Origin of the sequence: Paenibacillus sp. FSL R7-0297, assembly GCF_038009025.1 — a bacterium.
Classification (GTDB): Bacteria; Bacillota; Bacilli; order Paenibacillales; family Paenibacillaceae; genus Paenibacillus_AQ.
Window position 1 is genome coordinate 5,499,155 of the sequence record NZ_JBBPAQ010000001.1, and the last position, 14,547, is coordinate 5,513,701.

20 protein-coding genes are annotated in these 14,547 nt (G+C 51.9%); 4 read left to right on the forward strand and 16 right to left on the reverse strand.

Annotation, left to right across the window (positions count from 1 at the left end; translation table 11 throughout):
• Positions 1-36: 36 nt before the first annotated feature.
• Entirely contained in the window at positions 37-255 is a 219-nt protein-coding gene (locus MKZ24_RS24165) for a hypothetical protein (protein WP_042235561.1), read from the reverse strand.
• A gap of 110 nt (positions 256-365) precedes the next feature.
• On the opposite strand from MKZ24_RS24165, the gene MKZ24_RS24170 reads away from it, so the two are divergent.
• The 4 genes from MKZ24_RS24170 (at position 366) to MKZ24_RS24185 (ending at position 2,941) form a co-directional block, all read left to right on the forward strand.
• Positions 366-884 carry a DUF3231 family protein gene (locus MKZ24_RS24170; protein WP_042235558.1) on the forward strand — a complete coding sequence of 173 codons (519 nt, stop codon included), beginning with the start codon at positions 366-368 and terminating at the stop codon, positions 882-884.
• Between the two features lie 108 nt (positions 885-992).
• Positions 993-1,574, forward strand: a complete 582-nt coding sequence (locus MKZ24_RS24175; RefSeq protein WP_042235555.1) for a YitT family protein — start codon at positions 993-995, stop codon at positions 1,572-1,574.
• Positions 1,575-1,718: 144 nt separating this feature from the next.
• Positions 1,719-2,486 (forward strand): threonine/serine exporter family protein, encoded by a 768-nt coding sequence (locus MKZ24_RS24180; RefSeq protein ID WP_042235553.1) that lies wholly within the window; start codon positions 1,719-1,721, stop codon positions 2,484-2,486.
• A gap of 26 nt (positions 2,487-2,512) precedes the next feature.
• Positions 2,513-2,941: a threonine/serine exporter family protein gene (locus MKZ24_RS24185; RefSeq protein ID WP_171716507.1), complete on the forward strand. Its 429-nt coding sequence runs from the start codon at positions 2,513-2,515 to the stop codon at positions 2,939-2,941.
• 365 nt (positions 2,942-3,306) lie between these two features.
• Here the strand turns inward: MKZ24_RS24185 and MKZ24_RS24190 are convergent, their stop codons facing one another.
• The 15 genes from MKZ24_RS24190 to MKZ24_RS24260 all read right to left on the reverse strand — a co-directional run bounded on the left by MKZ24_RS24190 (position 3,307) and on the right by MKZ24_RS24260 (position 14,535).
• Complete coding sequence (locus MKZ24_RS24190) at positions 3,307-3,822, reverse strand: GNAT family N-acetyltransferase (RefSeq protein WP_231637852.1); 516 nt, start codon at positions 3,820-3,822, stop codon at positions 3,307-3,309.
• Positions 3,823-3,825: 3 nt separating this feature from the next.
• Positions 3,826-5,850: a Na+/H+ antiporter gene (locus MKZ24_RS24195; protein ID WP_340787552.1), complete on the reverse strand. Its 2,025-nt coding sequence runs from the start codon at positions 5,848-5,850 to the stop codon at positions 3,826-3,828.
• Positions 5,851-6,010: 160 nt separating this feature from the next.
• Positions 6,011-6,886, reverse strand: coding sequence for a beta-1,6-N-acetylglucosaminyltransferase (locus tag MKZ24_RS24200; protein ID WP_052416308.1), 876 nt, complete (start codon positions 6,884-6,886; stop codon positions 6,011-6,013).
• 75 nt (positions 6,887-6,961) lie between these two features.
• Complete coding sequence (locus tag MKZ24_RS24205) at positions 6,962-7,828, reverse strand: VOC family protein (RefSeq protein WP_340787555.1); 867 nt, start codon at positions 7,826-7,828, stop codon at positions 6,962-6,964.
• A 236-nt stretch (positions 7,829-8,064) separates the two neighbouring features.
• Positions 8,065-8,739, reverse strand: coding sequence for a DUF4085 family protein (locus MKZ24_RS24210; protein ID WP_042235540.1), 675 nt, complete (start codon positions 8,737-8,739; stop codon positions 8,065-8,067).
• A 25-nt stretch (positions 8,740-8,764) separates the two neighbouring features.
• Positions 8,765-9,136: a hypothetical protein gene (locus tag MKZ24_RS24215; RefSeq protein WP_340787557.1), complete on the reverse strand. Its 372-nt coding sequence runs from the start codon at positions 9,134-9,136 to the stop codon at positions 8,765-8,767.
• A gap of 28 nt (positions 9,137-9,164) precedes the next feature.
• Positions 9,165-9,713: a GNAT family N-acetyltransferase gene (locus tag MKZ24_RS24220; RefSeq protein ID WP_340787560.1), complete on the reverse strand. Its 549-nt coding sequence runs from the start codon at positions 9,711-9,713 to the stop codon at positions 9,165-9,167.
• A 44-nt stretch (positions 9,714-9,757) separates the two neighbouring features.
• Positions 9,758-9,937: a hypothetical protein gene (locus tag MKZ24_RS24225; protein WP_039297066.1), complete on the reverse strand. Its 180-nt coding sequence runs from the start codon at positions 9,935-9,937 to the stop codon at positions 9,758-9,760.
• 388 nt (positions 9,938-10,325) lie between these two features.
• Positions 10,326-10,622: a hypothetical protein gene (locus tag MKZ24_RS24230; protein ID WP_340787565.1), complete on the reverse strand. Its 297-nt coding sequence runs from the start codon at positions 10,620-10,622 to the stop codon at positions 10,326-10,328.
• A gap of 19 nt (positions 10,623-10,641) precedes the next feature.
• Positions 10,642-11,064 (reverse strand): Rrf2 family transcriptional regulator, encoded by a 423-nt coding sequence (locus MKZ24_RS24235; RefSeq protein ID WP_039297077.1) that lies wholly within the window; start codon positions 11,062-11,064, stop codon positions 10,642-10,644.
• 63 nt (positions 11,065-11,127) lie between these two features.
• Positions 11,128-11,943 carry a HEAT repeat domain-containing protein gene (locus MKZ24_RS24240; protein WP_340787568.1) on the reverse strand — a complete coding sequence of 272 codons (816 nt, stop codon included), beginning with the start codon at positions 11,941-11,943 and terminating at the stop codon, positions 11,128-11,130.
• Positions 11,944-11,959: 16 nt separating this feature from the next.
• Positions 11,960-12,559 carry a DJ-1/PfpI family protein gene (locus tag MKZ24_RS24245; protein ID WP_340787570.1) on the reverse strand — a complete coding sequence of 200 codons (600 nt, stop codon included), beginning with the start codon at positions 12,557-12,559 and terminating at the stop codon, positions 11,960-11,962.
• 36 nt (positions 12,560-12,595) lie between these two features.
• Positions 12,596-12,916: a carboxymuconolactone decarboxylase family protein gene (locus MKZ24_RS24250; RefSeq protein WP_042136236.1), complete on the reverse strand. Its 321-nt coding sequence runs from the start codon at positions 12,914-12,916 to the stop codon at positions 12,596-12,598.
• A 90-nt stretch (positions 12,917-13,006) separates the two neighbouring features.
• Complete coding sequence (map, locus tag MKZ24_RS24255; RefSeq protein ID WP_039297084.1) at positions 13,007-13,753, reverse strand: type I methionyl aminopeptidase; 747 nt, start codon at positions 13,751-13,753, stop codon at positions 13,007-13,009.
• Positions 13,754-13,758: 5 nt separating this feature from the next.
• On the reverse strand, positions 13,759-14,535 hold the full coding sequence (locus tag MKZ24_RS24260; RefSeq protein WP_340787577.1) for a metallophosphoesterase family protein: 777 nt from the start codon (positions 14,533-14,535) through the stop codon (positions 13,759-13,761).
• Positions 14,536-14,547 lie beyond the last annotated feature (12 nt).

Consider the following 14,547-nt stretch of genomic DNA (forward strand, 5'->3'; position numbering starts at 1 on the left):
AGCAGCACAAGCGCTTCTAGGCAGGGAGCGGGGAGTCTACCTAGGCTCAGCTGGAAGCATTCGGAATTCATGTGCATCCCGGCAATACGATAATCCACGGATCCGGACAGATTTCGCTGTGTATGCTCTGATCTGTCCCCCCGGTTCCAGCACCTCCTCTGTACCCTCCTTCAGCACAACTGATACCTGAACCTCCGATAGTGCCGCAGCCAGAAGCTCCATGTCGCTCTCCAGCACTTTATAGATATAATCCATCGGGCTACACCTGCTTTACTGTGACTTTATTTAGTGCACTTGAATAACGCTGATTGCACTGGACAACCTAAACTACGTTCATAACCTATTTGTAGAGGAGTTATGTAATTATGGGAGTTCTAAACGGCAGCCCCAAAGATGAACCGCTTCACTATGGTGAGATCTTCAATCTGTGGCAGGTCTCGGCAACAGCCAAATTGTCCTTATCTACCTACCAGGCGTTTCACTTTCATGCCGGGGACCAGGATCTGAAGAAGATTATCGATGATCTTATGGATCAGGCACAGCAGGAAATTAAGGACTGTGACAAAATCCTCAAGCTGAACGGCTTCGTGCCTCCGCCTGCACTGCCGGACCGTCCCTCCGTCAAGGTCGAGGATATCCCGGCAGGTGCAAGGTTCTCCGACCCCGAGATTGCTGCGGCCCTCTCCGGTGCAGTATCGCTCAGTCTTGTGGTCTGCAGCCAGGTCATGGGCATGTCGATCCGCGAGGATATCGGCGCAATGTTCATGAAGATCCACGCGCAAATGGCCGCCTTCGGCATGGCACTGCTCAAAATGAACAAGCAGAAAGGCTGGCTGATCCCGCCTCCGCTGCAGCTAAAGAAACCAGAGCCGGTTCATGCCTGAGCAACTCACTTCTAATCCTGCGCAAGCAGGATTTTTTGTTTAATAGCTATTTTTTTCCAGACGGGCGCATATTTATTAAGACATGCCTTAAGTCTGGAGATGCTGAAGATGCGTTCATATCCCAAGTATGTCATTATTCTGCTGGCCAGCCTGCTGATTGCAGCGGGAACCAACTTTTTTCTGGTGCCCTATAAAATACTCGATGGGGGAATTATCGGCATTGCCCTCATCATTAATTACATCTCCGGCATCAAAATCGGACTGGCCATCATTGTTTGCAGTCTTCCAATCTTCCTGCTGGCCTGGTTCCGGGAGCGGGATATTTTCTATAACAGCATTCTGGGGCTGATGACTTCATCCTTTCTGATCGAACTGCTCGGGCCGCTGCAATATTACTTTCTGTATTATATCGAACTCGGTTCCATCTCCAGCGCTATTATAGGGGGCTTCCTGATGGGCAGCGGGCTCGGCCTGATGCTGCGGTTCAAAGCCAGTACGGGTGGAACAGATCTGCTGGCAAAGTTTATGAAACGTTACATTCCGCTCAATGTCGGAGTGATTATTTTCCTGACGGATTTCGTAATTATCGGCGCCGGCGGTGCACTGATCTCCAAAGAGACTTTTTTCCATTCCATATTGACTATTGTCTCCGGCGGTGTTGCCACCGGTCTATGTACGCTGGAAGACTAGACTGGACTGCAAAGAACGCGTCCTTAGGCTGTCCGGTTGCCAGACAAATATATTATTCGTCAGAATATATGGAATAAAGGTTGAAATTTTCACACATTCCGGCGACAATCGAATAGATAACATTCCCGGGGAGGATCGACGAAGTTGGATAGCACAAGCAACAATAGCAATACTACCGCGCATGATATTATAGACCTGTGCCTGCTGGCCGGCAAAATCATGCTGCAAAGCGGCGCCGAAACCTACCGCGTGGAGGATACCATGAGTCGTATGGCCGCATCGCTCGGATTCCCTGGAGCGCATAGCTACGTTACGCCGACAGTCATTATGTTCACCACCAGCCGAACCGAACCGGTGAAGCTGTTCCGGATAGCTGAACGGACGACCGATCTGCAAAAAGTGTCAGAGGTCAATGACATCTCGCGGCGGCTGAGCGAACGCCAGCTTACCGCCGCCGAAGCCCGCGAGCGTCTGGGTATTGTCGACGACGCGGCGCATGCTTATCCGGTCTGGCTGCAGACTGTAGCTGCCGCCCTGACCGGCGCCTGCTTCACCGTAATGTTCAAGGGCAGCCTGTGGGATGCCCTTCCGTCGCTGCTGATCTCCGGGGTCGGCTTCGCCGCCGTCACCTATCTGCACCGCCTGGTTCAGATCCGTTTCTTCGCGGAGTTCATCGCCTCCTTTATCATCGGCCTGCTGGCTTTCTTCTCCGTAAGGCTTGGCATCGGACAAGAGATGGACAAGATCATCATCGGCTGCGTAATGCCGCTTGTACCGGGGCTGCTCATCACGAATGCCGTCCGTGACCTTATGGCCGGCCATCTGGTGTCCGGCCTGTCTAAGGGAGCCGATGCCTTCCTGACCGCCTTTGCCATTGGAACCGGCATCGGACTCGTGCTGTCCCTTTTCTAATTACCACTTGAAAGAGGTAGTCCTACATGATTTTGCAACTCATAACCAGTTTCATCGCTGCCTCAGCCTTCTGCGTTCTGTTTAATGCGCCGGTGCGCGCACTGCTTCAATGCGGTTTCGCCGGAATGATCGGCTGGATGCTGTATCTGCAGCTGGATGACAGATGGGATACCGTTGTTGCCACCTTTGGTGCCACCGTGGTTGTCGGAGTGATCAGCCAATTTTTTGCGCGTTCCTTCAAAATGCCGGTGATTATATTCAGCGTCGGCGGAATTATCCCGCTGGTTCCGGGCGGCCTGGCTTATGACGCCATGCGCCAGTTCGTGGAGAATGACAACAACCAGGGAATTCAGTTTGCCGTACAGGCGCTGCTGCTGTCCGGGGCCATCGCCGCTGGCCTTGTGCTGAGCGAGGTACTGGGACAGATGTTCCGGAGGAAGCACGTATCCGGATAGCTGTTCCCCAGGGTTCCGCCGGCCGGCACGCCCTAACCGTACATAAAGCCCGTTTGCCTGCATGGACCTGGTCCTTGCAAGGCAAGCGGGCTTATTGCGTTGTACGGTGGCATCCACCGGTGCCTGCTTCCCTATTAGATTACATACACATGCCTAATTGTTGTACGTATTGCAACTTTGAACTACAGAAACTGGGTGATTCTTAAGGATTGTTGTATGTAATACAATAATTGCCCCGCGTAACCGCTCGGATAAGGAGCAATGCTGCATTTCCTACAACAATTCTTGATTACTCTCGATATCACGAAAAGAATGTTATATTTCGTGCAGGAATTTAGTTAGTGGCTTCTGGCAACGGGTAGCGATTAGCCGATGATTTTCTCATAGCTGACAATATCCAGCCACCGGCCGAATTTGCGGCCGATCTCTTTGAATAAGGCGCTCTGCTCGTAGCCGTGCTTCGCGAACAGGCGGCGGCTGGGCTCATTGTCTGCACATACGGTAGCTACCAGTACATGGAACCCAAGCTCGTTAGCCCGCTCTTCAATGAACCGCAGCGATTGCCCGCCCAGACCTTGTCCTCCGCTGCCGGGCTTCAGGTAAATACTGACTTCACCGGAGGTATCATAAGCTTCTTTGTTCTTGTGCCGAGTAATCAGCACGTATCCCTGCAGCTCCCCTTCCCGAAGAAGGACATATGACTTAAATCGCGGATCCCCGTTCAGCACAGACTGGCGCATTTGCGTCAAGGTCTGCGGCTCGGTATGAAACGATACGGTGGTGTTAAGTACATAATAGTTATAGATATCTAGCACACCGGCCAGATGTTCCTCAGTAATTTCTGCAAAGTGCAGCCCGCTAGCAAGCAATTCTCCCATCATTCATTAATCCTCCCATATGGATGTTTCCAGCTGATCTACGAACCGCCGCAGCTTACCCGCGATCTTGAGATTAATAGCCCCGTTCTGATACATTTCCTGTACGGTATTCCGCTGCTCCTGAATGGCCTGCAGCTTCAGTTCCAGCTTCTCGTCATCGACGACACCATCTTTACTCCAGCCTTCGCCCTGCACCAGCCGGGATTCCAGCCGCTCATACTTGTCGATGACCTTCTGCGAGGCAAGCCGGTTCTCGTCGCTTATTCCGGCGCTGACGGCTGACACGGCCGCCTGGCACATCGCAATCTTCGCTGCCCGGGCACTTTCGGCATTCTGCACTGCACGCCGGCCCTCTTCCCCATTGAAGCGGCCCGAGAACAGGCCGGAGAACAGACGCTGAATTTCAGTTACTGTGAACTTAATTTGTGTATCCAGACGTCTGCAGAGCAGCGATTCCGTATGATCGAGCAGCTCCTCCATCTTCACGGCGACTGGGGCGGGTACCGCACCGTTCTCCAGCATCCGCCGCAGTTCTGTGCGCTCTGCCTCCAGGCCGCTCAGCCGGGCTTCAACGCCCAGACGCCGGAACTGCTCCGTGGCCGGATCACTGTCCGGCTTGGCCGTGCACAGCCGGTCGATCTTGTCTGTGAACTCCAGTAAGACAGGCTGTGTCGCCCGCTCCGGGCTCTCCGTAACCAGGCTACGCAGCATCGACATCCCGGCGTCGATCACAACATTCCTGGCTGCCAGTTCCGTATTTCCGTAGCCAATGGTCTTCACCACGGTCTCCTCTTTGTCGGCCAGCAGTGGCAGGAAGATGCTGGCAATGATTAGCGACATCAGAATGACACCTGCGGCCAGCGCAATAATCAAATCCCGTTCAGGGAATGGCGTGATACCGTCCCCGAGCACAAGGGGAATGGAGAAGGCACCTGCTAATGTTACCGCTCCGCGCACCCCGGAGATTGAAGTAATGACCTGTGACTTAAGCGGCGCCTTCTCTACCCGGCGGAATCGGCTCTCCCATAAGGAATAGGCATAGACCCATAGAAAACGCAGCGCAATGAGCAGCGCGGTAATCGCCATCGCATACCCCGCAACCATAAAGTTGTTCAGCCTCTGATCGCGGTAGATGACCTCTACCACATCCGGTACGGATACTCCAAGGATCAGGAATACCAGACCGTTCAACACCAGCAGCAGCACCGACCAGGTGCTGGCTGATACAAGCTGCAGCTTATACTGCGGCGATACGGCCCTGTCCTTCTCAATAGCAAACATTACACCGCCGGCCACTACGGCCAGGATGCCGGATACGCCAATCTCTTCACTGATCAGATAAATAATAAACGGTGTTAGAATCTGCAGAAGCACATGGATCGTCACATCCTCCATGCCGAATCTGCGGATGAATACACTGAGGCGGATCAGCAGAAAAGAGAGCACCGCACCCAAAAGCAGACCCCCTGCGGCAATCATTACAAAGCTGAGCGATGCCTTAGGAAACGAGAAAACTCCCGTAACCATGGCCGCGATCGCAAATTTGAAGGCAACTAGGCCGGAGGCGTCATTCATCAGCGATTCACCTTCAAGGATACGGTGTATACTCTTCGGCAAATGCACCCGTCCGGCCAGCGCACTGACCGCTACAGCATCCGTAGGTGACAGAATCGCCGCCAGTGCAAAAGATGCCGCCAGCGGAATTGAAGGAATCATCCAGTTAATGGCATAACCTGCGACAAAAACCGTTACAAATACAAGCCCCAGCGCTAGCAGCAATATGGGTGCCCTAAGGTTCCACAGCTCATCACGCGGTGTCCGTCTCCCGTCATTGAACAGTAGAGGGGCAATGAACAACACAAAAAACAGCTCAGGCTCAAAAGACATATGTATTCCGGTCGGTACAAGTGCAGTAATGATCCCTAGTCCGATCTGAATTAGAGGAACCGGCACAAACGGAATGAAACGGTTCACGATATTCGATACCGCGATAAGCCCGAGCATCAGCAGTACAGCGAGAAAAGTCTCCAAGCCCCATCATCTCCCGAATATCTTTTTTCAATATATTATATCCTCTATTTGCATTGACTGCATAAACGCCAATAAACGGAAGACACACCGGAATTTCCGCTTGTGCCTCCCGCTATATTCTCTTTTCAGAATCCATCCGGCTGATGAGGTAGTTAGAGCCTCAAGCCAGCCGCAGAATATCGCTGATGATCTCCTTGTCAACATCCAGATCGAACTTCCGGCCCCAGAAGCAGCCTGCACCTTGCTCGCGAATCCGTTCATAATCCTCGGCCCGCAGCGTTCTGGGGAATTCCGGTCCAGTGTCCCAATCCGTATAGCGTTTGATCTCATTGATTACTTTATCCTTATATTTACTGTTCAAAATAATAGAATGGAAGAAGATCTCATCGCCGCAGAACGAATTCCTGAACAACCGGACGTATCCGGGATGCTCCGCGATGAATTCGAGGATATACTGCATGCATTCCCCGGTAAGCGACATCCAATTCGAGCCCTTATACAGCACCTCCGGCAGTTCCTTCAGGCTGCGCTTAAGCCAGGGTACCGACATCACCAGATTGATGTATCGGTTGCGGATCTCTGAGACAGCTTTGGCCCGGGAGACCAGGAACCTCGGATAATATACAGACACCCGGTACAGGCAGCCCCACATTTCCGCCTCATTTGGAAGCTGCAGATGCTTGACGAACTCCTGTCCTTCATGCTCCTTGAAGAAATCAGCAATCGTATCGTTCGAGGCAAGAGGCAAATCCTGCCCGCTGATGATATGAACATAGTTATAATTCCCGCTTGCCCGGATCAGTTCAAAGCACTTCAGGATACATTCAATCTGGCCGTAATGGCCCCACTGTACGTCTACCGGCTGCTCTACGAAATGAATATCTTCGCGATGGATAATTTGCTCTTCGATGCCGCTTTTCTTATCCACATGCATGAAAAACTCCACATGCTCATCCGTTAAACGATCAATTAGCAAATTAATCTGCTGAGGGCTCTTGTGACAGAGGACAACATAAGCCATTTTGAAATTGTGCAAAAGATTCATCCTTTCGCTCATTTATTTCCACATATTATAGGGGAATGAGCCAAAATGGACAAGCTTTCATTCCTATCAGCCTTTGACAAGCAACCGGATTCCAATATTCCACGGGTCTCTCAAGGTTGTAATGCCGCCTTCTACTTCTACAGGGTACCCCGCTTGCTTCACACGTTCCGCCACTTCCGATACATCCCCGCTGCCCGGAAGCAGCAGAGTGAAATAATCGATTCCCGCCGCATGGGCCGGAGCCGCCTTAGCACCTTGTCCCGCCCAGACATTAAGCCCCATATGGTGATGATATCCTCCCGCCGAGATGAATAGTGCAGCGTCCCCGTAATGAGCGGTTATTGCAAAACCAAGCGCATCCACATAGAATTTCTTGGCCTCCGCCAGATCGCCTACATGAAAGTGCACATGCCCGATCACCGTGCCCGCAGGCAGTCCGGTCCAGCTCAGCCCTTCGGAAGCCGCCAGTAAGCCGTCCACATCAACCGGGTCTGTAGTCATCACCACATTGCCAGTAGGCTCGTACTTCCAGGTGTCGCGCGGCCGGTCGCGGTATATTTCAATGCCGTTATTGTCAGGGTCCTCAATGTACAAGGCTTCGCTGACCAGATGATCGCCCTGGCCGATCTCGATGCCCGCATCAATCAGATTACGCAGCACCAACCCGAGACTTGGACGGTCGGGCACCAGAATCGCGAAATGATACAGTCCGGCTGCCGAATTACGGCGCAGAATCAGGGCCTGTTCAATCTCCCGCAGCACCAGAAGCACATGCACACCATCCGCGGTCATTTCCACTTCACGCCCCTGCCGGTGCAGGATCTTCAGTCCGATTACATTCTGATAAAAGGTGAGTGAACGCTCCAAATTGCTTACTCTAATCTGTACTAGTCCAATTTCCAGTTCTTGCGGCAATGCTGCTGTTGTCGTCATATAAACCCCTCCTGAATAAAAGCATATGGATCATATAAAAAAGCCAAACCCTCCGGTGCCGTTCGTGCTCAGTTCTGCTTAGTCTTGACTTTTTATAGAATCATCATTCAAGCTTGTAACTGTTTCCGTTACACATTAACTAACTTTAGTATAGTTGCGCTCTATATGTTTGTCAATTACTTTTCAAAATCAAGGAAATACAAAAACCCGGCCAATTGGCCAGGCTCCGATAGCAGTCATCCGTTGTATTTGGGTTCACTTAGCATTTCAAATGATACATCCTGCGCAGTAATTCTAAGCTCACTCAGCGGCGAATCCAGCAGAACACGTAATTCAAACCCTTGTTCCACCGCATAGATCTCGGTATACAACCAGACCATTCTGTTCAGGCGTTCAGGCAGAACCAGCCCGGTCACCCCGGTAAAGGTTAGTCTGATATCACACTGATAATGCATGGCTCCACTGCAGTCCAGAATGATCTCCACAACCTCCGCCGCCGGCACTGCATATGAAATCACCCTTGAATCATGGAGGGACTTCTCAACTAGCTGAATAGCATGTACAGGCAAGCTGTCCTTAATAGAGAGATACCCTCTATAGTATTTATCATCCAGCACCTTCATCCTGGCTTCGTATTCACTACGCCACTGCTGCGCCTTTTCTTTGAACTCAGGTTCAGGATAAGTAGAATTGATTGTTCCGTCATGAATGGAGGGATGGAAGTATTCCGGAAGGTACTTCAGCAAATCCGCTTTGAGGTATTCCAGGAAATCCCTCGTCCTGTCCCTATAGCTGACCCCCTCCGCAGCATGCCACGCAACATCCTCCAGCCAATCCTGCTCCGTCTCAGGGAACACCATAAAGCCGCGCACCTGCATTTCTTCATACCATGATTTTGTATAAAATTTCATTTGGCGCTCCCATACTCCCCTAGTCTCATCTATTGGTAATCTTCGTACCCATATAGACCCGTTGTTCAAGTGTCGCCTGCTGAACCCAGTTCTGTATTTCCAAAACGTTGAACAGGAACTTATCATCTACCTTGATATAAGGCAGCATCATTCCCTCGAAAGGCCCGTTATTGCTCAAAACTGCATTCTCCGCCTTGATTATATTAATCACCTGATCTTTACTGATCCGCAGAAGCTCCGCCGTCTCGGCAAGCGTCAGAAGCGGGTGGACCGTGCTTTGGCTCACAGATGCCTGCTCCCAGCCGGTTGTCCGGTCGTTGCTGATAAGCAGGCAGCCCGCCACATACGAAAGACCCAGAATCAGTGCGGCTCCCAGTATTGTGAATCGGTTCTTCATATACAACATCCCCTTACTTGTATGTAAATTAAGATTTAGAATTATAGGATATGAGCCAGCAGTCCCTCCATTCACCTTCATGCCACTCGTGCTCCGGCAAAAGCTTGCCGCGTACAAAACCATTCTTCTCGTACACTCTAAGCGCCCTGTGGTTCCGGCATTGCGGGTCCATGACAATGAGGTCGGCCAGCTCCGCTTCGAGCAGATGCTTCACCATCCCGCCTACCAATAGCGATCCGATACCTCTATTCCACATCTGCGGCTCGCCGATGAACTGATCCATCCCGTAGATCTTGCCAGTATAATCCGCGTAACCATACTCTTCTTTCTCTTCCCTGCCGACAGGATAGAACTGGATATAACCTATGGGCCGGTCTTTGAACTGCACAATTCCGCGGTTTATTCCATCCTCTTCATCCTCATAGAAATGTGCCTGCACCAGCGTCTGATCATGCGGACGGTCCCGGCCTTCGTAATACTCCAGCACTACGGGATCCGAGAGCCACCGTACCAGCAGGGGCGCATCTTCCCTTTCCAGCCTACGGACGCTCAGGTCCCCGCTGTGGAACAGAATCATTAGGTAATCACTCCTTAGAGATGAGTTGCCGGCAGCACCGTCCGCTACAGCCGCTTGTCAATAATATGCTTGTTCTCCTTGATCTCCTTGCGGAGCAGCCGGATTTCCTGAATCAATTCGTCCAATTTGTAGGTAGCCCTAGATCCATCAATGGCCTTTCGGATAATCAGCATAAAGACCAGCAACGACAGGAACCATATAATCAGTACTAAGAACATCATCATATTTCGCGCCTCTTCTCCATTTATTGCAGCAAACCACACCTGGTGTCAGTCTAAACCATCTGGAATAATGTGTAAAGACAGTACCAGCGATTTCTGCAGCCGCAAAAAAGGGACCCTGCCGGGAACCGGCAGGGCCAAAGTCTATTATAAGGGGGTCATGTGATTAATATACAGGCCCAACCTTAACGCCTGATGAAAAACAAATAAAGGTTTGATGAATTTATAAGTCCTAAACAAAGAGATAGACCCTGCCGAGGCACGGCGGAGTCTATCATAAATGTATCCACTGGGGGGTGGAGATCTTTAATATAATCCCCGAACCTTAAGCGTACATAAAGCTATGCTGAAAGTTTCCTTAAGTTTCTGTGGCAGTCTACAAAATCTTACATCACGGTCCGGTGCCGCTTGAGGCTACATGCCAGCCCAGCCTGCTTTTCTTCACATAGATGTAGCTTCGCTCTGTTTCTTCAGCATAGTACAGATTACCGTACCTTGGATCATCCTTAATCTGTCCTTCTGTAACCCTGCCCGCAAATGCAGCTGCAGGATCACGGATCAGCAGGCTCTTGCGTACAGCGAGCTCAGGTGTAGGAGAAGGAAAAATGAGCAGATACAATAGCCCGAGCCCGAGCAAAATCGTTATCCAGAAAGCAGCGCCTTTTCGCTTGCGCATAGAGTTTCGCATAGCACATTCCTCCTCTGCCTCACGAAACAGGAATTTGATGTACGATCTGATCCAGTGTAACCTCTTGCAGTACATTCTCCATGGCTTTCTGCGCAAGCGAGAACACGGGAATAATCGCCCCGGCAATGTTCTTGCCAACCGGGCACTCCGGGTTCGGATGCTCGTGGACAGAGAACAGTGAATCCTCTTCCACTGCATTGACCGCCTTGTAAATCTGCAGAAGCGTGATATCCGCGCTACTTCGGGTAAGCTTCGCACCGGCTACACCGGGGCGGACCTCCACCAGACCGGCCTTGTTCAGCATGCCTGTAAGACGACGGATAACAACCGGATTCGTATTGACGCTGCCGGCAATCCACTCCGAGGTGCTTTTACCGTCTTTGTTGCTGTCTATTAAAGTTAGAATATGAATAGCGACCGCAAACCGGGTGCTGATGTTCATGGGAATCTCTCCTTCATACTGACCAGAATGCTTCGCGGTAGATGTAACAATAATAGTTACATTCTAGACAATTGTCAATCCTGCAAGGAGTTCCGTGACCTCTTCGGGGTACTTCTGACTCAGCCGTTTCTTCCCCAGATTGCTCTTTACGATCCGGATCATCCGCTTATCGCCGCTCCCGGCCAGTCTGCGCAGCAAGGCAAAGCCCGCATCCGGCTGGCTGGCGACAAACAGGCTAAGCGCATATTCCATTCCTTTGGATAATACGCGGAGATGCTCAGGATCGTCTTGACTGTATTTGCCCGACAGCAGCTCATCCAGGATTTGCTCTGACAGCTCCAGACTATACGCTGCACAAGAATAATCCTTAAGCAAGGGAGGATGCGCCAGCGCGGCGACAAAAGTTCGCAGTTCCAGTATGGTCGCTTCCATTCTCCAGCTTTCAAGCACCCCGTGCAGCAGCCCGAAGCCGAACTCTCCGATCTGCTGCAACGCCATTGCCGCCGCCTCACGGACGCGCCATCTTGAATCATTCATCGCCCTGCGCAGCCTGCCTTCTATCCCGGATCTTTCTCCCTGCTCCGCATATCCGTAATAGGCACCGCAAGCCAGTAAAGCACAGAACGGAAGATATTCCTTCGGGTCATTAGCCTCCGCCTCCGCTGCAGAAATATCAGTCCAGGAAGCGAGCAGCGACAAAGACTGTGCAGAAAGTCCAGAACGGGCGTAATACCCGGCGAACTCCCCGGCAAGGCTCAGGTTCGCCCGCGGACCCGGCAGCCCGCTCCGGTTCATGAAATCCTCTGCGAGCAGCGGCCATTGCTCACTGTTCTCTATCTGCTGCTGAAACGGCAATGCGGTAAGCTTGCCACTATTCACCTTCATCCCTCCGGTTTCAATGGTTTCCTTCATTGGAGTACATTACAATACCTTGCGCGTCATACGGATAGTCGATCTGCTGCTTCACGGCAGCCATAGCCTCCCGGCCGGCAAATAAGGATACCAGATATAATCCCAGATCAATTGAGGTTGAGACCCCGCCTCCGGTAATAACATTCCCGTCCTGGACAATCCGGGCCTGAACCACTTCCCGGCAATACGGCTCAAGCAGCTCATAAGCCGATGTATGTGTTGTGGCCCTGCGTCCCTCCAGCAATCCGGCAGCACCCAGCAGCAGGGCACCGGTGCATACGGATACCAGATAGGGAACCCCGCTTGCTCCCTGAAGCCAGGAGATAAAGCTCTCGTCATGACGCAATGCCCTCGTCCCGAACCCGCCGGGTACAAATACCAGATCATACACTGATAAATCCGGCAGCACTTTACCTGTTTTGACCGTAAGACCCATTTCATCTGTGATTTCTCCGGCCGGACCGCAGATATCCCACTCCAGCCCTTCCCCTGCAGGGAACTGGCGCAGCCTGTAGATTACATCATAAAAACCCGCAAAATCCAAAAACGTAATGCCGTCAAACAGAATAAAAGCAATTTTCACGCTACCCGCTCCTTCTATATCCGTCGTTCTGCAATATTACTCGCTGTCGTAAGCCTGTAAAGCAACGGGCAAGGCCTGAATGACCACATTGCCTACAGCCGGAAGAGGCAGCAGGACTGCGCTGATAATCTCCTCACGGGTAGCGCCGAGTGATTTGGCATGCTTGACATGAAAGGCCAGCCCGCTCTCCAGCCTGACTGCTGCGAGTACGGAGATATAGGCAATTTCTTCTGTTTTGGCATCAAGCGCACTTGCTGCATCCAGCTTCTGCACGACTTCCCCCCAGGCCTTCTGCTGCTCCGGTGCTTCCTTCATAAACGTCATGAATGCATTGCTGACTTGCGGTAGATTGTCCATTCTTTGTCCCTCCATTGCTAGAATACAATAATAAAGAAGTCCACCCTCTTCAGGGCAGACCGTATCTGTTCGTTCTTAGGTGCTAAGCTCTTAGGCGCTTGTCAGAATAATCGGTTTGCCTTTGGTGACCACAATTGTATGTTCATACTGGGCAACACGGCTGTTGTCCGCCACACTGAGCGTCCATCCATCCGACTGCTGCTCTACAAAATCCGCACCCGTAGACAGGAATGGCTCTATCGTAATGACCTGACCTTCCTTCAGCACAGTCGTTACCCGCGGATTATAGAACGGCAGGATCTCGTAAGGCTTCTCATGCAACGATTTGCCGATGCCGTGGCTGCACAGATTGCGCACAACCTTGTAGCCGCGCTTGTGTGCCTCCGACTCCATGACCCGGCCGATCTCGTTCACCTTCATTCCCGCTCTGAGGTGATTAATCACACTCATCATAGTTTCCTCCGTACTCCGGCAGAGATGGACCAGCTTCTCATTATAAGGAGGCAGTTGAAAAGAGACACCGGCATCCCCGTAGTACCCGTTCAGCTCAGCCGAGACATCAATATTGATTAAATCGCCGGCCTGGATCACCCGTTGACCCGGGATTCCGTGTGCCACCTCTTCATTGACACTGATGCACGTGGTTCCGGGAAAGTTATAGGTTACCTTAGGGGCAGATTTCGCGCCAAAATGGTTCAGAATCCTCGCACCCACTTCGTCCAGCTCCGCAGTCGTCATTCCGGGAACTACACTTTTCTTCATCTCGGCGATGGTGTGGCCTACCACTTTACCGGCTGCCTTCAGTCCTTGCAAATCCTGCAGTGTCTCGCTCGTCATCCTGTTCACATTCCTCTCGTATCTGTTGATTCTCCGGTCATCCGTCCATAGCGGATCGCCACCGCATAATCAGGCCGCCCGGCCTCTTCCGCAAGGTCCGCCGCCTTGTCCCAGTCGTATTCAACCAGCCTGTGGTCAATACACCAGCCGCCCGGTGAACCATTGTCCCTGATGCACAAGCAATAGCTGGCTAAAGGCGTGCCCGACTTCATAACATAGGCATATGGAAGTTCCTCCTCATACGCGGGCAGGCCTACACTTCCGGGGTTCACCGCCTGCTTTCCTTCCGGCAGCTCCAGCAAGTGGAACACATGGCTATGCCCGCAAAAAACAATCCGCTCCTCTATCCTGTGCAGCTCCGCCGCCAATTGTTCCGCCGGCTTATAGATCGGACCGGCAGCTGGCGTAAGTTCCTCCAGCAGGTACTCGGTATTGCTCCACGGTGTTCCGTGACAGAACAATAATCCATCGTAGCTCCACGTTCCGCGGTGGCTTCGGATCCAGCTCTCTTCCTGTTCCCGGAGCAGCGGTTTAACATAACGGTAGGTGAGCGATGTACCCGTCTCCTCCAGCAGCTGCTCATCACAATTCCCCATGATGTTGATTATATCCGGGCGCTGCATCAGCAGCTCTGCAGTAGCCAGAGGGTCTAGCGGCCCGAATAGGCTGTCGCCCAGGTTGATGATAAGATCAGCCTTCAGATTGTCCAGGTCTCTAAGCACGGCTTCAAGTGCAAACCTGTTGCTATGTATATCGGAGATTACAGCGATTATATTGTACAATTGCAGGTCCTC